This window comes from Mycobacterium sp. GA-0227b (genome assembly GCF_001499855.1).
Classification (GTDB): domain Bacteria; phylum Actinomycetota; class Actinomycetes; order Mycobacteriales; family Mycobacteriaceae; genus Mycobacterium.
This window is the reverse complement of record NZ_LQIK01000006.1, coordinates 95,176-115,744: the sequence shown is the minus strand read 5'-3', so window position 1 is coordinate 115,744 and position 20,569 is coordinate 95,176. Positions and strand designations below refer to the sequence as shown.

At 68.1% G+C, this 20,569-nt stretch carries 19 protein-coding genes and 1 pseudogene; 15 read left to right on the top strand and 5 right to left on the bottom strand.

The genetic code is table 11. The annotated features are described in order from the left end of the window. Positions 1-10: 10 nt before the first annotated feature. Together AU185_RS07370 and AU185_RS07365 are read left to right on the top strand one after the other, a co-directional pair. On the top strand, positions 11-856 hold the full coding sequence (locus tag AU185_RS07370; RefSeq protein WP_059098578.1) for a lysophospholipid acyltransferase family protein: 846 nt from the start codon (positions 11-13) through the stop codon (positions 854-856). 94 nt (positions 857-950) lie between these two features. After that, a complete protein-coding gene (locus tag AU185_RS07365; RefSeq protein WP_059098577.1) occupies positions 951-1,385 on the top strand; it encodes an SRPBCC family protein in 435 nt (144 codons plus the stop codon). 4 nt (positions 1,386-1,389) lie between these two features. Here AU185_RS07365 and AU185_RS07360 read toward each other — a convergent pair whose 3' ends face one another. Together AU185_RS07360 and malQ are read right to left on the bottom strand one after the other, a co-directional pair. Next, a complete protein-coding gene (locus AU185_RS07360) occupies positions 1,390-1,800 on the bottom strand; it encodes a hypothetical protein (RefSeq protein ID WP_059098576.1) in 411 nt (136 codons plus the stop codon). A gap of 77 nt (positions 1,801-1,877) precedes the next feature. After that, positions 1,878-4,022 (bottom strand): 4-alpha-glucanotransferase, encoded by a 2,145-nt coding sequence (gene malQ / locus AU185_RS07355; protein WP_059098575.1) that lies wholly within the window; start codon positions 4,020-4,022, stop codon positions 1,878-1,880. Between the two features lie 167 nt (positions 4,023-4,189). On the opposite strand from malQ, the gene AU185_RS07350 reads away from it, so the two are divergent. Continuing rightward, positions 4,190-5,389, top strand: a complete 1,200-nt coding sequence (locus AU185_RS07350) for an MFS transporter (RefSeq protein WP_059098661.1) — start codon at positions 4,190-4,192, stop codon at positions 5,387-5,389. On the opposite strand, the gene AU185_RS07345 is transcribed toward AU185_RS07350, so the two are convergent. After that, positions 5,358-5,681 (bottom strand): DMT family transporter, encoded by a 324-nt coding sequence (locus tag AU185_RS07345; RefSeq protein WP_059098574.1) that lies wholly within the window; start codon positions 5,679-5,681, stop codon positions 5,358-5,360. The genes AU185_RS07350 and AU185_RS07345 overlap by 32 nt on opposite strands. Continuing rightward, the gene (locus AU185_RS07340) at positions 5,681-6,013 is read right to left on the bottom strand and encodes a DMT family transporter (RefSeq protein WP_059098573.1); all 333 of its coding nucleotides are present in this window, start codon (positions 6,011-6,013) and stop codon (positions 5,681-5,683) included. Before AU185_RS07340 ends, AU185_RS07345 begins: the two co-directional genes overlap by 1 nt. 77 nt (positions 6,014-6,090) lie before the next feature. Between AU185_RS07340 and AU185_RS07335 the strand changes: the two genes are divergently transcribed. The 10 genes and pseudogenes from AU185_RS07335 to AU185_RS07290 all read left to right on the top strand — a co-directional run bounded on the left by AU185_RS07335 (position 6,091) and on the right by AU185_RS07290 (position 15,952). Further along, entirely contained in the window at positions 6,091-7,647 is a 1,557-nt protein-coding gene (locus AU185_RS07335; protein WP_059098572.1) for a carboxylesterase/lipase family protein, read from the top strand. A gap of 70 nt (positions 7,648-7,717) precedes the next feature. Continuing rightward, positions 7,718-8,632, top strand: coding sequence for a sterol desaturase family protein (locus tag AU185_RS07330; RefSeq protein ID WP_082683788.1), 915 nt, complete (start codon positions 7,718-7,720; stop codon positions 8,630-8,632). Between the two features lie 102 nt (positions 8,633-8,734). Next, complete coding sequence (locus tag AU185_RS07325) at positions 8,735-9,748, top strand: MEDS domain-containing protein (protein WP_172800158.1); 1,014 nt, start codon at positions 8,735-8,737, stop codon at positions 9,746-9,748. Next, entirely contained in the window at positions 9,648-10,613 is a 966-nt protein-coding gene (locus AU185_RS07320) for an MEDS domain-containing protein (protein WP_082683775.1), read from the top strand. Before AU185_RS07325 ends, AU185_RS07320 begins: the two co-directional genes overlap by 101 nt. A 10-nt stretch (positions 10,614-10,623) precedes the next feature. After that, positions 10,624-12,041 (top strand): annotated as a pseudogene (locus tag AU185_RS07315) (NAD(P)/FAD-dependent oxidoreductase). A 183-nt stretch (positions 12,042-12,224) separates the two neighbouring features. Then, entirely contained in the window at positions 12,225-12,908 is a 684-nt protein-coding gene (locus tag AU185_RS07310; protein ID WP_059098568.1) for an Rv1815 family serine proteinase, read from the top strand. Between the two features lie 54 nt (positions 12,909-12,962). Continuing rightward, positions 12,963-13,301, top strand: a complete 339-nt coding sequence (locus tag AU185_RS07305) for an ArsR/SmtB family transcription factor (protein WP_059098567.1) — start codon at positions 12,963-12,965, stop codon at positions 13,299-13,301. Continuing rightward, complete coding sequence (locus tag AU185_RS07300; protein ID WP_059098566.1) at positions 13,298-13,936, top strand: SRPBCC family protein; 639 nt, start codon at positions 13,298-13,300, stop codon at positions 13,934-13,936. The genes AU185_RS07305 and AU185_RS07300 overlap by 4 nt, the downstream gene beginning before the upstream one ends. Before the next feature lie 49 nt (positions 13,937-13,985). Beyond that, positions 13,986-14,468, top strand: coding sequence for a VOC family protein (locus AU185_RS07295; protein WP_059098565.1), 483 nt, complete (start codon positions 13,986-13,988; stop codon positions 14,466-14,468). A gap of 8 nt (positions 14,469-14,476) precedes the next feature. Then, a complete protein-coding gene (locus tag AU185_RS07290; protein WP_082683787.1) occupies positions 14,477-15,952 on the top strand; it encodes an FAD-binding protein in 1,476 nt (491 codons plus the stop codon). Here AU185_RS07290 and AU185_RS07285 read toward each other — a convergent pair. Beyond that, entirely contained in the window at positions 15,949-17,862 is a 1,914-nt protein-coding gene (locus tag AU185_RS07285; protein WP_502687732.1) for an ABC transporter ATP-binding protein/permease, read from the bottom strand. The genes AU185_RS07290 and AU185_RS07285 overlap by 4 nt on opposite strands. A gap of 111 nt (positions 17,863-17,973) precedes the next feature. On the opposite strand from AU185_RS07285, the gene AU185_RS07280 reads away from it, so the two are divergent. Then, the gene (locus AU185_RS07280) at positions 17,974-19,626 is read left to right on the top strand and encodes an acetolactate synthase (protein WP_059156954.1); all 1,653 of its coding nucleotides are present in this window, start codon (positions 17,974-17,976) and stop codon (positions 19,624-19,626) included. A 67-nt stretch (positions 19,627-19,693) separates the two neighbouring features. Next, the gene (locus AU185_RS07275; RefSeq protein ID WP_059098561.1) at positions 19,694-20,524 is read left to right on the top strand and encodes a GNAT family N-acetyltransferase; all 831 of its coding nucleotides are present in this window, start codon (positions 19,694-19,696) and stop codon (positions 20,522-20,524) included. The last annotated feature ends 45 nt before the right edge of the window (positions 20,525-20,569 follow it).

The window sequence follows — 20,569 nt, the reverse complement described above, 5'->3', positions numbered from 1 at the left end:
ATGTTCGTTCATGGCGGGGATCGAGAGTGTTCTCGAGTGGGCCAAGCAGCAAGTGGCGGCCCGGGTTCCGAAAGCCGATCTGGATCAACGCGACGCCGACTACATCCGGGAGCAACTCCCGGGTCTGTGGTTGTTGGCGTCGCTGTACTTCCGCGCCGACGTCCGCGGCTTGGACCGCATACCCGCCGACGGGCCGGTGCTGCTGGTGGGCAACCACAGCGGCGGCAACCTGCCCCCAGACACCTTCGTCTTCACGCTGGCGTTCTGCTCGTACTTCGGCGTCGAGCGACCGTTCTATCAGCTCGCCCACAACCTGGTTGTGTCGATGCCGGGGCTGGGCTCGCTGCGCAAGTTCGGCACCGTCGCCGCCAACCACGACAACGCCACGCTGGCGCTGAAGTCGGGCGGGGCCCTGCTGGTGTATCCCGGCGGCGATTACGAGGTGTTCCGGCCGTCGTGGAAGCGCCACGAGGTCGACTTCGGCGGCCGCAAGGGGTACGTGAAGCTCGCTCGCGAGGCCGGTGTGCCGATCGTGCCGGTGGCCAGCATCGGGGGCCAGGAAGCGGCGCTGTTCCTCGACCGCGGGCAGTGGCTGGCCAAGCTGCTGATGGTCGACAAGACCGCGCGCCTCAAGAGCGTGCCGATCCTCGTCGCGCCGCCGTGGGGCCTGACCGTCAGCGACATGGTGCCGAGGCTGCCCCTGCCGACCAAGATCGCCATCGAGGTGCAGGATCCGATCGACGCCGACGACATCGCGGCCGGTGACGACGATGTGATCGACAAGAGGGTGCTGACCAGCCTGCAGGCCGGGGTGGATCGGCTGGCGGCCCGACGACGCTTCCCGGTGTTGGGCTGATGCGTCCTCCCGTCGCCGAGTGTGGGCTCGAGTCACGCGGTACGCCGGAAATGCGTGCGGGCAATCTACGTTCGCACGAAAGTGAGCCCGCTCGATGAGGGTGCAGCGGCGGTGCGTCATCGACGCCGACCGGGACCGGGTGTGGAAGGTGGTCAGCGACCCCGGCTGCTACCCGGAATTCATGTCGAGCCTGGAGCGGTGGGAGACGCTGACCGACGATCCCGCCGGACGCGGCGCCCGCTACACCGTGCACTGGAAGGTGGGCTCGGTGCCCATCGGCGGCACCGTCGAGGTCGTCGAGTTCGACCCGCCGCGCGAATTGTCGTGGATCGGGATCACCGGGGTGTCGCAGCGCGGCCGGTTCCGGTTGCGTGAGACCGAGGACGGCCGGACGAAGGTCATCTTCCGGCTGTCCTACGAGTCGGCGGGGAACCTACTGGGACTGATCGCGGACCGGGTTGCCGCGCGGCAGGTCGGCCGCAATATGAGCAAGACGTTGGCCAGCCTGCGGCAGATGGTCGAGGCCTGAGGCGTCAGGCTGGCGGCGGCGCACCCGCGCCGGGTGCACCCTGGATCGGCACCACCGGGGTGGGCGTCACCGTGGTGATGCCGTTGCTGCCGACCCTGGGCCCGCCGGACGGCCCCATCTCGGCGATCATGTCGGCCGCCTTCTGGCTGCAGTCGAGCATCAGCAGGATGCGGCCGCCCGACGTCATCTTCTGCTGGTCGACCAGGCACTCCGCCTGCGGCAGCACGCTGCCGAACGATCCGCCGAACGACCCTTTGACGCCCTGCGACTTCAGGATCTGCAGCGCCTTCTGATACGGCTCACCGACCACGTTGTAGTTGTTCGCCGCCGGCTGGGACAGCGCGATACCGGCGCCGACCAGTGCCGCGGAACCGACAGCGACGAACCCACCGCTGAGCACAACAAGCTTGTTCACGGCATCTCCCTAGGTCGGCGCGGTGCGAACATATCGCAGTCGGTTCGAATGTGAAACCGGAGAAAGTCCCGCCCGTGTTACACCGTCGGGCGCACCGCGGCCCGCATGATCTCGCCCAGACTCGCCGCGTCGGCATCCTCGAATACGTCTTCCAGCAGCAGTTTCCTGCCGTCAGGGCCGCTCAGCGGCACCCGCCAGTTCGGATACTCGTCGGTGGTGCCCGGCTGGTTCTGGGTGCGCAGATCACCGACCGCGTCGGTCAGCGACAGCGCCAGCAACCGCGACGGTGTGCGACCGAGATAGCGGTGCAGCGCCTCGACGATCTCGGTGACGCCGATGTCCTCGGTGTCGCCGCTCAGCAGGCCGACGCGCCGCAGTTCGCTCAACCACCCGGCCTGCTGTTCGCGGTCGGCGGCCAGTTCCTCCTCGGCGGGCCGGGTCAGCAGGCCGAGTTCGTCGCGGAGCCGGACGTGTTCGCCGGCCAGGTAGCCGGCTGTCGGAGGGAGATCGTGGGTCGTGACCGCCGACAGGCAGTACTCGCGCCAGCGCTCGGCGGGAAGCGGCCCACCGTCCCCGTCGCGGTCGGCCTCGAACCACAGGATCGACGTCCCGAACAGACCGCGCTCACGCAGGTGGTCGCGCACCCACGGCTCGACGGTGCCGAGGTCCTCGCCGACGACGACGGCTCCCGCCCGGTGCGCCTCCAGCGCGACGATGCCGATCATCGCCTCATGGTCGTAGCGCACATAGGTGCCTTGGGTGGGAGGCGCGCCCCGCGGGATCCACCACAGCCGGAACAGCCCGATGATGTGGTCGATCCGCACGCCGCCCGCGTGTCGTAGCACGGCGTTGACCAGTGCGCGGAACGGCTCGTAGGCGAGCTTCTCGAGTTGGTCCGGTCGCCACGGTGGCTGCGACCAGTCCTGGCCGAGCTGGTTGAACTCGTCCGGTGGCGCACCCGCCGTGACCCCGAGTGCCAGCACGTCCTGCAGTGCCCATGCATCCGCCCCGTTGGGGTCCACCCCGACCGCCAGGTCATGCATGACGCCCAGGCTCATGCCCGCCTGCAGGGCGGTGGCCTGCGTCGCGGTCAGCTGGTCGTCGAGCTGCCACTGCAGCCAACGGTGGAAGTCGACGGCCTCGGCGTTCTCGGCGGCGAAGTCCGCGACGGCCTCGCTCGCGGGATGCTGCAGCTCGGGTGGCCAACGATGCCAGTCGGCGCCGTGCCGCTCGGCGAGCGCACACCAGACGGCGAAGTCGTCCAGGCTGCCGCCCTCGCGCTCGCGGTAGGCGGCGTAGGCCAGCTCCCGCCCCACAGAACGCGGCACCGCGTATACCGCCTCCAACGCGGCGCGCTTGCCCCGCCACGCGGCGTCGCGGTCGATCTGGTCGGTACGGCCGGCCCGTGCCTGCAGGTACTCACGCGCCTTGCGCATCCGGTTGCGACGACGGACGTAGGCGTACTCGGGGACGGCCTCGACGCGAAGGTAGATCGGGTTGACGAAGCGACGCGACGTGGGCAGGTAGGGCGACGGTTCCATCGGCGCGACCGGAGCGGCCGCGTGCAATGGGTTGACCAGGATGAAGCCCGCGCCATGTCGGGCCGCCGACCATACCGCGAGATCGGTCAGGTCGGTCAGATCGCCGATGCCCCAGGACCTTTCAGACCGCACACTGTACAACTGGGTGGCCAGCCCCCACTGCCGGCCGGTAGGAGGTTGCAATGACGCCGGCGAGACGATGATCGGCGTGCTCGTCTCCGCCGAGTCCGCCTGCAGGTGCAGCCGGTGGTATCCGATCGGGAGGTCGGCGGGCAACTCGAACGTCGCCTCGCCGATCAACCTGCCGTCCAGATCGTAAGGCGGCCGGTTGTTTTCGACCTGACGCAGATTCGCGCGGACCGTCCCGTCCTCCAGGTGGATCCGGAGTGCCACCGGGCCGCCGTGCGTGACGTGGACCCAGAACGGCGACGTGACACCGGCCCGGCCGACGATCGTCGGCGGCAGGCGACACCCCCAGTATTCGCGGTCGTGCGCGGTGAGCGCGGCGGCGCGGTCGTCCTCGGTGGCGGCCGGGACACCGAGCGCCGCGAGCACCGAGATCAGCGTCGACTCGGCAACGGGCACTCGCGTGCCGGTCCAGTCCTCGTATTCGGCCGCGACACCATAGCGTCGCGCCAACTCCACCAGCGACGCGGCGGGCAGCTCAACCTGGACTGTCATGGCGCCAATCTTGCCTGGCGGGGAAGCGACTCGCGGATCGACACGATCCGGTGCGTACCCACCGTGAGACCAAGGCGAACCCACAGCGAAGAAACCGCCGCAAATTCGGCGGTCGCGGCACGTTCGGCGGTGATCTGCTCTGTTCGCCCTCGCGTAAGGTCGCCCGCATGGCGGCCGACCGGTTGGACACGGCGCGGGCGCAGCACCGGCGGGCCCGGATCGCGGTGGCCGCGCTGTTCTTGAGCAACGGCGCGATCTTCGCCAACCTGCTTCCGCGTTATCCGGAGATCAAGACCGACCTGCAGTTGTCGAACGCGGTGTACGGCGCGGCGATCGCGGCGTTCTCGGCCGGCGCGCTGGTCGCCGGACTGACCGCGGCGGCGCTGATCCGGCGTTACCGCTCGTCACGGGTGGCGGTCGTCGGCACCGTCGGGATCGCCGCGTTCGTCGTGGCCGCCGGCCTGGCATCGAGCCCGCTGATGCTCACTGCGGCGTTGTTCGTCGCGGGCGCATCGGATGCGATCACCGACGTCGCACAGAACGCCCACGGGTTGCGGCTACAGCGCAACTACGGCCGTTCCATCATCAACTCGTTTCACGCCGTATGGTCCGCGGGCGCGATCGTCGGCGGGTTGATGGGCGCCGGGGCGATCGCACTCGGCATCTCCCGGACCACGCATCTGACGATCGCCGCGGCGCTGTGCTGCGCGGTGGTCGCGTTCGCCTACCCGTATCTGCTGAAGGGACCCGATCACGACGACCATCCGGCCGCGCACCTGACCGGTACGGGTGGCGCCGGGACGGCGGTGTACGTCGCACTGCTGGCCCTGGTGGTGATCGCGGTCGCGGGCGCCACTGTCGAGGACGCCGGAAGTTCTTGGGCCACACTGTATCTGCGCGACAGCCTGAACGCGCCGGGCGCGGTCGCCGCCTTCGGGTACATCGCGCTGGCCGGGGCGATGTTCGTCGGGCGGCTGATCGGGGACCGGCTCGTCGACCGGTTCGGCGAACGCGCGGTCGTGCGCGCCGGCGGCGTCCTCACCGCTGCGGGCATGGGTGCGGCGCTGGCGTTTCCGTCGGTGCCCGCCACGGTCGGCGGGTTCGCCGCCGCGGGTTTCGGGGTGGCCACCCTGATCCCCGCCGCCATGCACCGCGCCGATCAGCTTCCCGGCCTGCGGCCGGGCAGCGGGCTGACGGTGCTGACCTGGCTGATGCGGATCGGGTTCTTCGGCGCGCCGCTGATCGTCGGGCTGGTCGCCGATGCGACGAGCCTGCGGGTCGGTCTGCTCAGCGTTCCGGTGGCCGGCGTGGTGGTGCTCGCGTTGGCCGGTGTGCTCAGTGCGCGGCACCCGCCAACTCGATCGTGAGCACACCCGCCACGATCAGCGCGATGCCGGAGGCCATCACCCAGGTGAGCGGCTCGGCGAACAACACCCGTGCGATCAGCGCGACGAGCGCGACCCCGCACGCGGTCCACACTCCGTAGGCGATGCCGACCGGCATCCCGAGTCCCAGCGTCAGCCACAGCAGGTAGAACGACGCCAGGTAGCCGAGCACCACTGGGGCGATCCAGGCCTTCTTGCGGAAGCCGTCGGAGGCCCGCAGCGACAGCGTCGCGACAACCTCGATCGCGATGGCGCCCGCGAGCGTCCACCACATCACGTCTCGGCCGCCCGATGCGAGCCGAGCTCGATGAGCAGGACGCCGGCGATGATGAGCCCGATGCCGGCGACGATCGGCCAGGTGAACGGGTCGCCGAACAACACGGCCGCCAGTACCGCGGTACACGCGGTGCCCAACGCGCCCCAGATGCCGTAGGCCACTCCCACCGCAATCCCGGCGCGCAACACCATCGCCAACAACACGAACGCGCAGAGATAGCCGACGATCACCACAAGCAACCACACCGAATGGTCTTGAGAGGCACGCAAAGACAACGTCGCCGCGACCTCAGCGGCGATGGCCCCGGCGAGCAACGCCCACTTGATCACGCCACCAAGCTATCGGAGGCCAGCCGTGCCCCGCGTAGCCTGGTGAGGCAGTTTTCCGCCGACGCCAAGGAGTCCTGATGACGGCCGATGCCGGGCGCACCGCCGACGACGGTCCGGTCGTCGACACCGCGAGCGGTCCGGTCCGCGGCGTCGACGACGGAACCGTGAAGGTGTGGAAGGGAATTCGGTACGCGGCGCCGCCTGCGGGGGAGCTTCGCTGGCGACCGCCGCAACCGCCCACGCGCTGGTCCGAGCCGGCGGACGCCACCAGGGTCGGCCCGGTGTGCCCGCAGCCGACCGATCCGCGGATCCCGCTCGATCTCGGGGCGCCGCAGGGCGACGACTGCCTGACCCTCAATGTGTGGGCCGCCTCGGACACCGGGCCGGGAGCGGGTAAGCCCGTGATGGTGTGGGTGCACGGCGGCGCCTACGTCCTCGGTTCGTCGGCGCAGCCCCTCTACCACGGCCGTGCACTCGCGGCAGGCGGCGAGGCAGTGATCGTCACCGTGAATTACCGGGTGGGCGCGCTGGGGTTCCTGGACCTGTCGGAGTTCGGTGACGGGTTCACGACCAACCTCGGCCTGCGCGATGTGCTGTTCGCGCTGCAGTGGGTCCGCGAGAACATCGAGGGGTTCGGGGGAGACCCGGATCGGGTGACCGTCTTCGGCGAATCCGCCGGCGCCGGGATCATCACCACGCTGCTGGCCAGCCCGGCCGCCGCGGGGCTGTTCGGAGCGGCGATCGCACAGAGCTCACCCGCGACGTCCATCTACGATCGCGAGCGTTCGCGGCGCGTCGCGAAGCTGTTCCTCGACGAACTCGGCGTGCGACCCGACGAAGCCGACCGGTTGCCGTCGGTGCCCACGGCGGCGCTGCTGGCGGCGTCCAAGCGGGTGTTCGACGACATTCCGGTGCGCACCCCGGGCACGCTGGCGTTCGCGCCGATCATCGACGGCGATGTGGTGCCGGCGCATCCGGTGCAGCTGGCCCGCGACGGCCGCACGCATCCGGTCCCGCTGATCATCGGAACCAACAAGCACGAAGCCGCGCTGTTCCGCTGGATGAGGTCGCCGCTGATGCCGATCACGCCCAAGGCGATCCGCGCGATGTTCGCCGAGATCGCCGCCGAGCAGCCGGATCTGCAACTGCCCGAGGAAGAACGGATCCGCGCTGCCTACCGCGGCCGCGGCAAGGCCATCGGCATGGGCGTGGCTCGCGACATCGGGTTCCGGATGCCGTCGGTGTGGTTCGCCGAGGGCCATCGCGAGGTGGCACCGGTCTACCTGTACCGGTTCGACTTCGCCACCCCGATGCTGCGACTATTGCGCCTCGGCGCCGCGCACGCCACCGAACTGCCTTATGTATGGGGCAATCTGGTCGCCGGCCCGAAGGATCCCACCTTCAAGCTCGGCGGGCTCAAAGCGGGTCGGGCGGTTTCGGCGCGGATGCGGCGGCGCTGGCTGAACTTCGCCGTCGACGGCACGCCGGCCGGCGGGCCGGGCGATCCGGTGTGGCCGCCCTACCGCGATCCCGGCCGCGCCACCCTGGTCATCGACGCCCAGGACCGCGTGGTCGACGACCTCGACCACGACGTGCGCACCGCGTGGGGCGATCAGGTGCTCAGCTTCCGCTGAGCCGTATGCTTTTTCCGGAGGTTTCGACGTGGACGCGAGTGCTGCCTTGTCGCACGTGTTGCCACCGCTGATGCACGACCCCGTGACATTCGCGGTGCCGTTCTTCTTGCTGCTGCTGGTCATCGAATGGACCGCCGCCCGCAGGCTTGCGCACGAGGAGGTCGGAGCCGCTTCGGCGGCGACATCGGAATCCGGGCGCGCACCGGCCGGGGCGTATCAGCGGTCCGACGCGTGGGCCAGCATCTGGATGGGCGTCGTCTCGATCGGCACCAGCGGGGTGCTGAACTTCATCGCGCTGCTGGGCTACGCGGCATTGTTCGTCTACGTCGCACCGTGGCAGTTACCCGCCGACGCCTGGTACACGTGGGTGATCGCGATCGTCGGCGTGGACTTGCTCTACTACGTCTATCACCGGATGGCGCACCGGATCCGGCTGATCTGGGCGACCCACCAGGCGCACCACTCCAGCCAGTACTTCAACTTCGCCACCGCACTACGGCAGAAGTGGAACATCAGCGGGGACGTCTTCTTGCGTGCGCTGCTGCCACTGTTGGGCGTGCCGCCGTGGATCGTCTTCGCCAGCTTCTCGATCAACCTGATCTACCAGTTCTGGATTCACACCGAGCGGATCGGCAAGCTCTGGGCGCCAATAGAATTCGTCTTCAATACGCCGTCACACCACCGCGTGCACCACGGCATGGATCGGCAATACCTCGACAAGAACTACGGCGGCATCTTGATCGTGTGGGACCGGATCTTCGGCAGTTTCGCCGCCGAAACCGTCCGCCCGCACTACGGACTGACCAAGCAGGTCGACACCTACAACATCTGGACGCTGCAGACGCACGAGTATGTGGCGATTGTCCGCGACGTGCGGCGGGCGTCCCGCTGGCGCGACAAGCTGGGGTACATCTTCGGCCCGCCGGGCTGGATGCCCGCCAAGCGGAGCGTCGTGTCGGAGGAATCCGCCGCGGTTACCGCGTAGCCGGCACCGGGCCAGGAACAGAGGTTCTTCGAGGCCGGCCTGACGGCTGCGAAGTCTATGCTCACGGTAGGCGACGGCGACGAGTCCGGAGGATCAACCACCATGACCCAAGCAGGACACGGGAGAGTCTCCCCGGAGCCGCATGACCACGTCGTGAACATCTATCACGCCGACGATGATGTTGTTGATGATGTCAGCCGCTACCTGGCCGACGGGTTGGCTTCCGATGACGCGGTGGTGGTCATCGCGACTTCGGCACACTGCGATGCCTTCGCCCGTCGGCTCGCCGAGCACGGTGTCGACCTGCGCGCAGCCCGTGGAACCGGCCGCTACCGCGCCCTGGACGCCGCGGAGACGTTGGCGAAATTCATGATCGACGGCGCCCTGCACCGGGACCGATTCGTCGAGGTGATCGGCGGAGTGATCACCGCGGCGAGCAGTGGCCGACGCCGGGTGCGCGCGTTCGGGGAGATGGTGGCACTGCTGTGGGCCGCCGATGACGTTGCTACGGCGATCGAGCTCGAAGCCATGTGGAACGACCTTCTGGCCAGTCATGAGTTCTCCCTCTATTGCGCCTATCCCGTGGACATCCTCACCACTGCCACCGATCTGGTTAGCGTGCAACAGGTTTGCGCTCAGCACTCCAGCGTCGTGGCGCCCAAGACATACGGGTCGGCTGACCCCGGTGTCGAGGCCGCGCCAAGTCGAAACGAGGTCGTTCGCGACCTGGAATCAACGGAGTTGTACGTCCCGGTGCCAAGCGCCGTGCGGGCCGCCCGCCAGTTCGTCAACGACCGGCTGAAGGCATGGGGCAGAGACGCGATCATCGACAACGCATCCCTTGTCGTGTCCGAACTGGCGACAAACGCCATAATCCATGCCGCTTCCCCCTTCCGCGTATCGATCAGCCGCACTCACGCCGCGGTGGAAATCGCCGTTGAGGACCTGAGCCCGGATCGCCCTGTCCTCGATCGGGCACGCCAAGCAGCAGGCGGTAAAGGACTCCTGGTTGTCGATGCGCTGTGTAGTCGGTGGGGCGTCGACGCCGGCCCCCATGGCAAGTCGGTCTGGGCGGAGATCTCCTCGTCAGACAGAGGCCGCAGCGATGCAGCCTGATCTTCGGCAGGCTCGGCCTGCGGGGACTGCACCGAGGGCCTCCGGGTTTTTCGACAGCGCACGGGAAACCGGCTGCAACGATCACGCCTGCTGGGCGTACTCGACCCGATCCGAGCGCGACGCCGCCGCGGCGGAGTGGTTATTGGAAGGCGCCAAGCTCGGGCAACGACCGATCGCGGTCACCGCCGATGACGACGCCGGTGCTGGATTACTCGCCGCAATCACTGACGCCCCCGGGGCTGATTCCCTGCAAGAGGTCGTCCATGTCGGCATCGATGAGCTTCACGACCTATCCGCGCCGATCGACGTGGATGCCCAGCTTGCCCGATACTCCGATGCGGTGGGAAAGGCGATTGCCGACGGCTACCGTGGCCTTCGCGTGTTCTGCGACATAACGCCGCTCATCGCAGACCCGACTCGCCACGCCAGCCACGCTCATTGGGAACATGTCGCCGACGCGTGGATGGCCCAAGGCAATCCGATGGCCGCGCTATGCGCCTACGACATCGGCGTGATCGATGATCAGGCCGAAGCGGTGATGGCCCTGCACCCCCTTCGCCATGGCCCCGCCGGCTCCTGCACCCCGTTCGGCTTGTACTGCAGAACATCCGGCCCGGTCCTCGACGGCGAGATCGATGCCTTCGGCGTGCCCGCCCTCGTCGGCGCGCTCGCGGCGCTTCCAGACGGCCCCGTCGACCTCGACGTGAGCGAACTGTCGTTCCTTGGCGTTCGGGCTGCCGCAGCCCTGGAGCAGGCATGCCAATCACAGCTACGGCTGATCGGCGCGCCGCCCATCGTCCATCGGGTCTGGCAGATCCTCGGCTTCGACATGCGGATGCTCCACTCGCGACGGTCGGCGTCGTAGTGTCCGCGAGGTGGACACCGTCTTCGACGCCCCGGTCGATCCTGGTCAGGTAGAACGTTCGCTGGCGGCGAGTGCGCCGGGTTCGGTCTGGCTGACTGCCCACAGTCCGACGACTCGGCCGCAATACCCGGCGCTGACCCTGCCGGTCACGTGCGATCTGGTCGTCGTCGGTGGTGGATATACCGGGTTGTGGACGGCGCTGCACGCCGCGCGTCGCAACCCGAACCAGCGGATCGTGCTGATCGAGGCCAATCGGATCGGATGGGCGGCGTCCGGGCGCAACGGAGGCTTTGTGGAGGCCAGCCTCACCCACGGCACTGCGAATGGAAAAGCGCGCTGGCCCAACGAGATTCACACACTCGAGGCGATGGGGCGGGACAACCTCGACGGTATGGAAGCGGAGATCCGGCAGCTGGGTCTCGACGCCGAATGGCAACGCACGGGCATGCTGACGGTAGCCACGGAACCTCATCAGGTCGACTGGCTGCGACAGGCCGCGGCCGACGGGCAGGGGCAGTTCCTCGGCAGGGCGCAAGTGCAAGCCAAGGTGCGGTCGCCGACCTACCTCGGGGGCTGTTCAGCGCCGACACCTGTGCGTTGGTGCACCCCGCCAAGCTGGTGTTCGGACTCGCCGCGGCGTGCCGGGACGCCGGCGTGCGAATCTACGAGCACACCAACGCCACGCAGCTGGATTCCGGTGGCGTCGGTCTTCGGGTGCACAGCACGCCCGCGGTGATCACCGCCCGGCGGGCGGTACTGGCCACGAACGTCTATCCGAGCCTGCTCAAGCGAAACCGGTTGCACACGGTCCCGGTTTACGACTACGTGCTGGCCACCGAGCCGCTCACCGACGTCCAGCTGGACCGCATCGGCTGGCGCGACCGACAGGGGATCAGCGACTGCGCCAACCAGTTCCACTACTACCGCCTCACCATGGACAACCGCATTGTATGGGGCGGTTACGACGCCGTCTACCACTTCGGACGCAGGGTCGACCCCGGCTACGAGGACCGGCCGGCGACGTACCGGCGCCTGGCTGCGCACTTCTTCCTCACCTTTCCGCAGCTCGACGACGTCCGCTTCAGCCACCGCTGGGCTGGTGCGATCGACACCAACAGCCGGTTCTGCGCGCACTGGGGACTCGCCAGGGACGGTCGCGTCGCCTACGTCAACGGGTTCACCGGGCTGGGGGTGGGCGCCTCGCGGTTCGCCGCCGACGTGTGTCTCGATCTGCTCGACGGCCGACCCACCGGCCGCACGGAACTGCAGATGGTGCGCGAGCGGCCGATGCCGTTTCCGCCGGAGCCGCTGGCGAGCATCGCCATCCAGGCGACCCGCTGGTCACTGGACCGCGCCGACCATGAAGCCGGGCACCGCAACGTTTTCCTGCGGACGCTTGACGCCCTCGGCGTAGGGTTTGATTCCTAGCCCGTGGCGAAAATGCGGCCGGGGCGTAACACGACGGTGATCTTCGCCGATGGGCAAGTGACGGGACCATCGTCGAGTGGTTGCTCCGTATCGGGTGCGGTTTTCCGCATGCTCGCCCGGGTATATGGAGCCCGCAACGCGCGGGTGCCCGAGGCTTAATCGGCCCGAGGAGCGGAGGCGACAGTGCGCCGACCATGGAAACGCGTACTAGCGGCCGCGGCCGCCCCGATCGCGGCGCTCGCGCTCTGTTCCGCGCCCGCGCAGGCAACCCCGGGTGTGTTGGTCTATCCCGGCATGGAAATCCGCCAGGACACCAACGTCTGCACGCTGGGCTACGTCGACCCGCAGGCGCGGATCGCGTTCACCGCCGGACACTGCCGGGGCAGTGGGCCGGTCCGGGACCGGGACGGCAACCTCATCGGCATGCAGACCGTGTTCCGCGACAACACGCCCAACGGCGCCACCGTGGACACCAACCATCAGATCGCCGATTGGGAGGCGATCGCGCTGGCCCCCGACGTCGCGGTCAACAACGTCCTGCCCGGCGGCAGGGTGCTGGTGTCGGACCCCGCTGTGGTGCCTGCGCCGGGGCAACCGGTGTGCCATTTCGGCGTGGTCACCGGTGAGAGTTGCGGCAACGTCGAGGCGGTCAACAACGGCTGGTTCACGATGGCCAACGGCGTGGTCAGCCAGAAGGGCGACTCCGGCGGGCCGGTGTATGTCATCACCCCCGACAACCGGGCGGCGCTCATCGGCATGTTCAACAGCACCTGGGGCAAGTATCCCGCCGCGGTGTCGTGGCACACGGCCAGGCAGCAGGCGAGCCAAGACGTCATCTCCGCCGCGTCGGCGAGTTCGGTGCCATAAGGCGGCAATCTAATAAAGCTTGACTTATATAAGTCGTGGCTTTACCTTGAACCGGTGCACGCGTTCGACGTCCTCGGGGACCCGGTGCGCCGTCGCATCCTCGAACTGCTCGCCGACGGCGAGATGTCGGCCGGTGCGATCGGCGCCACCATCTCCGAGGAGTTCGCGATCACTCAACCGGCTGTCTCGCAGCACTTGAAAGTGTTGCGCGACAACGGCTTCACGTCCGTACGACCGGACGGCCAACGCCGGCTCTACGCGGTCAACGGCACGGCGCTGCAGGACGTCGACCAGTGGCTCGATGCGTTCCGCCGCTTCTGGACCCCGCCGCTGAATGCGCTCGGCACCGAGATCGCCCGCGGAAAACGACAACGACGAAGGAAGGCTCCATGAAGGACATCGACGTCGACCATCAAATCAACGCGGTCAGGCGCACCGTCGGGACCCGCACGATCGACTCGGGGGAGGCGCGCGTCGTGACCATCAGCCAGGTCTACGACACCGACCAGGAGGATCTCTGGGACGCGGTCACCACCGCCGAACGCATCGAGCGGTGGTTCCTACCGGTCTCCGGTGAGCTCAAACTCGGCGGCTCTTACCAGTTGCAGGGTCACGCCAACGGCACGGTCCTGACCTGCGATCCGCCGAAGAACTTCACCGCCACCTGGGAGAGCATGGGCAGCGTCAGCTGGATCGACGTCAGCGTCGTCGGCGAGGGCGTCGACCGGGCCCGTCTTGTGGTCGAGCACATCGCGCAGGTCGATGACGACACCTGGCGTCAGTTCGGGCCCGGCGCCGTGGGCATGGGCTGGGACTCCATGCTGCTGGGCCTGGCACTGCACTTGGCCACCGGCGACTCCGTCGATCCGGCCGAAGGGCAAGAGTGGACGACCACCGAAGACGGGCGCCGCTTCCTCAAACTGTCCGGCGAACAGTGGTTCGCCGCCAACGTCGCTGCCGGGGAAGACCCCGAAGTCGCACGCGGCTCGGCCGATCGGTGCCTGAAGGCGTACTACGGCGAGGAGTAACTAGAACACGTTCTAGCCTTCGCGGCCGGGCGCGGATATCCTCGACCCGATGCATGCCCAGACACCTGTCCAGATCGCGTGGGTGACGCGGGACCTCGAGGCCACCGAACATGCGCTCACCACGTTGTTGGGCGCCAAGAAGTGGGTCCGCATGCCCGACGTCCACTTCGCACCGGATGCGTGCACCTTCCGCGGTGAACCGGCGGATTTCGTCGCGAACATCTCGCTGAGCTACGCCGGTGACACGCAACTCGAGCTCATCGCGCCCGTGTCCGGGCGCAGCGTCTACACCGAATTCCTCGACAGCACCGGGCCTGGGCTGCACCACATCTGCGTCGAGAAGTCTTCCGTCGAGGAGTTCAACGGCGCGGTTGCCGGCGCCGAGGAGGTCGTCGCCCAGGGGGTGATGCCCGGCGGGATGCGGTTCGCGTACGTCGCCGCGCCGGCGGCCGGCGTGCCCTATGTCGAGATCGCTTACATCCCAGCCGAAATCAAGGCATTCTTCGAATACATCAAACAGGAGCAGAAGTGAGCACCCAGATTCCCGACGCCCCCGACACCGTCGCCGCGGCCGATGTGACGGCATGGTCCGACGAGGCCGACGTCGTGGTGATCGGCTTCGGCATCGCCGGCGGGTGCGCGGCCGTCAGTGCCGCGGCCGAGGGTGCGCGGGTGCTGGTCCTGGAGAGGGCAGCGGACGCGGGCGGCACGACGTCGATGGCCGGCGGACATTTCTACCTCGGCGGCGGAACCGCCGTGCAGCGGGCGACCGGGCACGACGACAGCCCGGAGGAGATGTACAAGTACCTCGTCGCAATGTCACGTGAGCCCGAGCACGACAAGATTCGCGCGTACTGCGACGGCAGCGTCGAGCACTTCGAGTGGTTGGAAGCCCTCGGCTTCGAGTTCGAGCGCAGCTACTACCCGGGCAAGGTGGTGGTTCCGCCGGGCACCGAGGGGCTGTCGTACACGGGCAACGAGAAGGTGTGGCCGTTCTGTGAGCAGGCCAAGCCCGCGCCGCGCGGCCACTCGGTTCCGGTGCCGGGGGAACTCGGCGGCGCGGCGATGGTGATCGACCTGTTGGTCAAGCGCGCCGCCGATCTGGGCGTGCAGATCCGCTACGAGACGGGCGCGACCAATCTGGTGGTCGAGAACGGCAGCGTCGTGGGGGTGCAGTGGAAGCACTTCGGCGAGACGGGCACCGTGCGGGCCAAGGCCGTCGTCATTGCCGCGGGCGGGTTTGCGATGAACCCGGAGATGGTGGCGCACTACACGCCGGCGCTGGGGCAGAAGCGAAAGACCAAGCATCACGGCGAGGTTGAGCCCTATATCCTCGGCAATCCGAACGACGACGGCCTCGGCATCCGGTTGGGCATCTCGGCGGGCGGGGTCGCCAAGAACCTGGACCAGTTGTTCATCACCGCCGCCGCCTACCCGCCCGAAATTCTGCTGACCGGCATCATCGTCAACAAGAACGGTGAGCGGTTCGTCGCCGAAGACTCCTACCATTCGCGCACATCGGCGTTCGTCCTGGAACAACCGGAGCAGACGGCGTACCTGATCGTCGACGAGGCGCACATGGAGATGCCGGAGATGCCGCTGATCAAGTTCCTCGACGGGTGGGAGACCATCGAGGAAGTCGAAGCCGCACTTGGCATTCCGGATGGCAAGCTGGTGGCGACGCTGAACCGCTACAACGAGCACGCCGCCCACGGCGAGGACCCGGATTTTCACAAACAACCGGAATACCTTGCCGCCCAAGACAACGGACCGTACGCGGTGTTCGACCTGTCACTGGGCCGGGCGATGTACTCGGGGTTCACCATGGGCGGGCTGGCGGTGTCGATCGACGGTGAGGTGCTGCGCGAGGACGGCTCGGCCGTTCCCGGGCTCTACGCCGCGGGCGCGTGCGCATCGAACATCGCCCAGGACGGCAAGGGCTACGCCAGCGGAACGCAACTCGGCGAGGGCTCGTTCTTCGGCAGGCGCGCGGGCGCACACGCCGCCAAGCGTTAGACCGGCACCGGTTCGTCGCCCTCGATGCGACTGAAGCGCCACTCGCCCTCACCAAGCAGTTCCAGCTCATGGCTGTGATGCTGTTCGACCGTCTTGCGGTGGCTGACGCTGACCAGGATCGTGTCGGGAAGTCGTGTCCGCACCAACTGGTAGAGCAGGAACTCCACCCCCTCATCGAGCGCGGACGTCGACTCGTCGAGGAACACCGCCTTGGGCTTGGTCAGCAGGATGCGCGCGAACGCGATGCGCTGCTGCTCGCCGGGGGATAGCACCTTGGCCCAGTCCTGGACCTCGTCGAGTCGGCCGACGAGATGGGGCAGTGCCACCGCTTCGAGTGTGCGCTCCAACTCTCGGTCCTCGATCGCGCCACCCTCGTTCGGATAACTCACCACGGCGCGGAGGTCCCCGAGCGGCACGTAGGGCAGTTGCGACAGGAACATCGTCTCGTTCGGCCCGCACGGCCGTGTCAACGTGCCGGACGTGAACGGCCACAACTCCGCGAGGCTGCGCAGCAGAGTGGTCTTGCCGACGCCGGACGGACCGGTGACGACCAGCGTCTCGCCGATCTCCAGCCGCAGGTCGAGCGGGTTGATGAGCTGCCTGCCGTCCGGGGTGCGGACCTCGATGTCGTCGAGTCGGACGCTGCCGTCGGCGCACGGGGTGGTGGTGATCTCCGGCAGCGCCCGGCCTGCTTCGTTGGCCAGCACCAACCCGTGCAATCGGATGATCGCCGCACGGTAACCGGCGAACTGGTCGTACGCGTTGCGGAAGAACGACAGGCCCTGTTCGATATTGCCGAACGCCGCCGCGGACTGGTTCACCGCGCCGAGCGTGATCTCGCCGTTGAAGAACCGCGGGAATTGGAACAAGTACGGCGGTACCACGATGATCTGGTCCATCGACAGGTTCCAGCCGTAGAACCCCATCATCCGGTTGATGTAGCGCTTGTAGTTGGACACCACGGGGGCGAAGAGTCGGCGAAGGCCGGTGCGCTCGGCGATTTCCCCGCGATAGAACGCGACCGCCTCGGACGCGTCACGCAGCCGCACCAGCGCGTACCGGAACGCCGCGTTGAACTTCTCGTTGTTGAACGAGAGCGAGATGATCGGCCTGCCGATCCAGAATGCGAAGACGGATGCGAACAGGACGTATGCGATCAGGATCCAGAACATCGCCTTGGGCACCTCGCCGACGACCGGCAGCGTGAGGGGCCCAGACAGTCCCCAAAGGATCACGGTGAACGAGATCATCGAGACGACGGCGTTGACAGCGCCGAACAGCAGCGTGGAGGTCGAGGTGTTGTTCGGGGTGTTGGGCAGTCCGCCGACGCCGGCGGTGAAGATGTCGATGTCCTGCTGGATGCGCTGATCGGGGTTGTCGATCGTCTGGTCGATGAACCGGCCCCGGTAGTACGCCTTGCCGTCGAGCCAGTCGCCGGTAAACCGATCGGTCAGCCAAACCCGCCACGCGAGCATGAACCGTTGCGTGATGAACAGGTCCAACATGATCCGTGCGACGTGCAGAACAGCTAGCAGAGCGAATACCCGCATCGACAACCAAAACCCGTCCCGGCCCGAATCCTTGATCGCGTCGTCGCCGGTACCCAGACCGGACGCGACCACCTGGAAGCTGGTCAACATGTCGTTGCCCTGGTACGTGAAGAGCACCGAAAGTCGAACACCGACGATCACCGACAGCAGGATCACCGCCAGCCAGAGCCAGACCTTGACGCTCTCCGGGCCTTTGAAGTAGTCGCCGGTGATGCGCCAGAACTGTCTGCCCCACTCCGTGAAACGGGCGATCAGCACAAGGATCGCCAGGGTGCACACTGCCGCGACCGCCCACGCCTGGCCGATCCATGTCAGCGACGCCAGAAGCTCGTTGCCCCAGTCCAGCGTGGGGGCGAACATTCCCTCTTCCATTCGGGCAAGGTACCTCGACAACCTGTCGGAGGCGCTGCGCCGGTCTCACTGCCGGTCGCGCGTCGACCCTCGAGCGCCGCGGCTCTCTATGCTGCCAGCATGAGCACCGACGCTGCGGCTCCTGACGCGGTGAACGCGGGACACGTGATCGCCCGGCGGTTGCGGGCCAGCGGCATCGACACGGTCTTCACGCTCTCGGGTGGGCACCTGTTCTCCATCTACGACGGCTGCCGGGCGGAGAACATCAGGCTGATCGACACCCGCCATGAGCAGACCGCCGCGTTCGCCGCCGAGGGTTGGTCGAAGGTGACGCGGGTGCCGGGCGTGGCGGCGTTGACGGCCGGTCCCGGAGTCACGAACGGCATGAGCGCGATGGCGGCCGCGCAGCAGAACCAGTCGCCGCTGGTGATCCTCGGCGGCCGCGCGCCGGCGTTGCGGTGGGGGCAGGGCAGCCTGCAGGAGATCGACCACGTCCCGTTCGTCTCGCCGTTGACCCGGTTCGCGGCCACCGCGGAGTCGCCGGACGCCGTCGGGCGGCTGATCGACGATGCGCTGCGGGCAGCGGGCGGGGCGGGCGGGGCGCCATCGGGGGTGTCGTTCGTCGACTTCCCGATGGACCACGTGTTCAGTGAGACCGCCGACACTGGTGGGCCCGGAGCGCTGAGCCGGCCGCCCGCGCAGGCGCACGCCGAGGGCGATGCGGTGGACGTCGCAGTGCGACTGCTGGCCGGGGCGCGGCGGCCGGTCATCATGGCCGGGACGAACGTGTGGTGGGGCCACGCCGAGACCGCCCTGTTGAAGCTTGCCGAGTCGCTGCGCATCCCGGTGCTGATGAACGGGATGGCTCGCGGCGTTGTGCCCGCCGACCATCAGCTCGCGTTCTCGCGGGCGCGGTCGAAGGCGTTGAAGGAAGCCGACGTCGCTCTGGTGATCGGTGTGCCGATGGACTTCCGCCTCGGCTTCGGGGGCGTGTTCGGAGCCGACACTGCGCTGATCGCCGTCGACCGGGTGGCCCCCGAGCGGGCACCAGCGCGACCGGTCGCCGCCGGTTTATTCGGTGACCTCACCGCGACCTTGTCTGCGTTGTCGGCGGCCGCCACGCCCGACCACGAAGCGTGGATCGCAGACCTCCGTGCGGTGGAGACCGCGGCGCGCACCGCCGAGGCTGACGAACTTCGTGACGACCGCACGCCGCTGCACCCGATGCGGGTGTACGCCGAGCTCAATACGATGCTGGACCGCGACGCGATCGTGGTGATCGACGCGGGCGACTTCGGTTCATATGCGGGCCGCCTCATCGACAGCCACGTGCCGGGCGCCTGGCTCGACAGCGGCCCGTTCGGCTGTCTGGGCTCGGGGCCCGGATACGCTCTGGCCGCCAAGCTGGCCCGGCCGGACCGGCAGGTCGTGTTGTTGCAGGGCGACGGCGCCTTCGGGTTCTCCGGCATGGAGTGGGATACGTTGGTACGACACGGGGTTCAGGTGGTGTCGGTGATCGGCAACAACGGAATCTGGGCGCTGGAGAAACATCCCATGGAGATGTTGTACGGCTACTCGGTGGTGGCCGATCTGCGGCCGGGCACCCGGTACGACGAGGTGGTCACGGCTCTCGGCGGGCACGGCGAACTGGTGTCGACGCCCGCCGAGCTGCGACCCGCCCTGGAGCGGGCGTTTTCCTCGAGCCTGCCGGCCGTGGTCAACGCGCTGACCGATCCGACGGTGGCGTACCCCCGCCGGTCGAACCTGGCGTAGGTCCTGTTGCGGGTGAGCGCGACGAAAATCAGTCGACGCGTTCGAGATTCGCACCGATGCTGGAGTCATGGAGCTGCGCTTTCACGATTCCGCCGACGAGTTCCTCGCGATCGCCGAGCCGGTCTATCGCCGTGACCCGATCGCCAACACGATCGAGTTGACCGTCCTGCGGGCCGCGCTGCCGGACGACGCGCTGCTGCTGTCACTGTGGCAGGACTCGGAGATCCTCGGCGTGGCGCTGCAGACACCGCCATACCCCTTGGCGTGCAACGGTATTCCCGCCGAGCACATCGATGCCGTCGCCCGCGATGTCGCGGACAGGTGTCCCGACCTCACCGGTGTGCGCGGTGCTCGCCACGCCACTACCGCGTTCGCCGACGCCTGGAGTGAAAGCACGGGTCGAGTAGCCGCCGTCACGCTCGAGGAGCGGCTGTACCGGCTCGGGACGTTGCAGCCGCCGGCACGTGTCGCGGGTTCGGCTCGCATCGCGGCGGACCCGGATCGCCCCGTGCTGGCCGATTGGGTGCAGTCGTTCTTCGCCGAGACGCCCGGACATCCCGACACCGCGGGCGGCGTATTCGTCGACGCCGCGATGGGCCGCGGTGACCGGTTCGTGCTGTGGGACGTCGACGGCACGCCGGTGAGCATGGCGCTGCTGCGCTCGGCCGCGGCCGGGGTCTCGCGCATCGGTCCCGTCTTCACCCCCGCGAACCGCCGCGCGCACGGCTACGGCTCAGCCGTCACCGCCGCGGCCGCACAGGGGGCGTTGAATCGCGGCGACGCCGGCGTCGTGCTGTTCACGGACCTGGCCAATCCGACGTCGAACGCGATCTACCAGAAGATCGGGTTCGAGGCGGTGTCCGACTCCGCGCGCATCGATTTCCGGCCGCTCGATTGAGCGCGACGGTGCGCGACCTGCAGTCCGGGGGCCGCGTACGGTAGC

Bases quoted from the DNA above. Each gene is read 5' to 3' on its own strand.
- AU185_RS07370 (WP_059098578.1), top strand. From the start codon at position 11: ATGGCGGGGATCGAGAGTGTTCTCGAGTGGGCCAAGCAGCAAGTGGCG.
- AU185_RS07365 (WP_059098577.1), top strand. From the start codon at position 951: ATGAGGGTGCAGCGGCGGTGCGTCATCGACGCCGACCGGGACCGGGTG.
- malQ (WP_059098575.1), bottom strand. From the start codon at position 4,022: ATGACAGTCCAGGTTGAGCTGCCCGCCGCGTCGCTGGTGGAGTTGGCG.
- AU185_RS07350 (WP_059098661.1), top strand. From the start codon at position 4,190: ATGGCGGCCGACCGGTTGGACACGGCGCGGGCGCAGCACCGGCGGGCC.
- AU185_RS07345 (WP_059098574.1), bottom strand. From the start codon at position 5,681: ATGTGGTGGACGCTCGCGGGCGCCATCGCGATCGAGGTTGTCGCGACG.
- AU185_RS07335 (WP_059098572.1), top strand. From the start codon at position 6,091: ATGACGGCCGATGCCGGGCGCACCGCCGACGACGGTCCGGTCGTCGAC.
- AU185_RS07330 (WP_082683788.1), top strand. From the start codon at position 7,718: ATGCACGACCCCGTGACATTCGCGGTGCCGTTCTTCTTGCTGCTGCTG.
- AU185_RS07325 (WP_172800158.1), top strand. From the start codon at position 8,735: ATGACCCAAGCAGGACACGGGAGAGTCTCCCCGGAGCCGCATGACCAC.
- AU185_RS07320 (WP_082683775.1), top strand. From the start codon at position 9,648: ATGCGCTGTGTAGTCGGTGGGGCGTCGACGCCGGCCCCCATGGCAAGT.
- AU185_RS07300 (WP_059098566.1), top strand. From the start codon at position 13,298: ATGAAGGACATCGACGTCGACCATCAAATCAACGCGGTCAGGCGCACC.
- AU185_RS07295 (WP_059098565.1), top strand. From the start codon at position 13,986: ATGCATGCCCAGACACCTGTCCAGATCGCGTGGGTGACGCGGGACCTC.
- AU185_RS07285 (WP_502687732.1), bottom strand. From the start codon at position 17,862: ATGTTCGCCCCCACGCTGGACTGGGGCAACGAGCTTCTGGCGTCGCTG.
- AU185_RS07280 (WP_059156954.1), top strand. From the start codon at position 17,974: ATGAGCACCGACGCTGCGGCTCCTGACGCGGTGAACGCGGGACACGTG.
- AU185_RS07275 (WP_059098561.1), top strand. From the start codon at position 19,694: ATGGAGCTGCGCTTTCACGATTCCGCCGACGAGTTCCTCGCGATCGCC.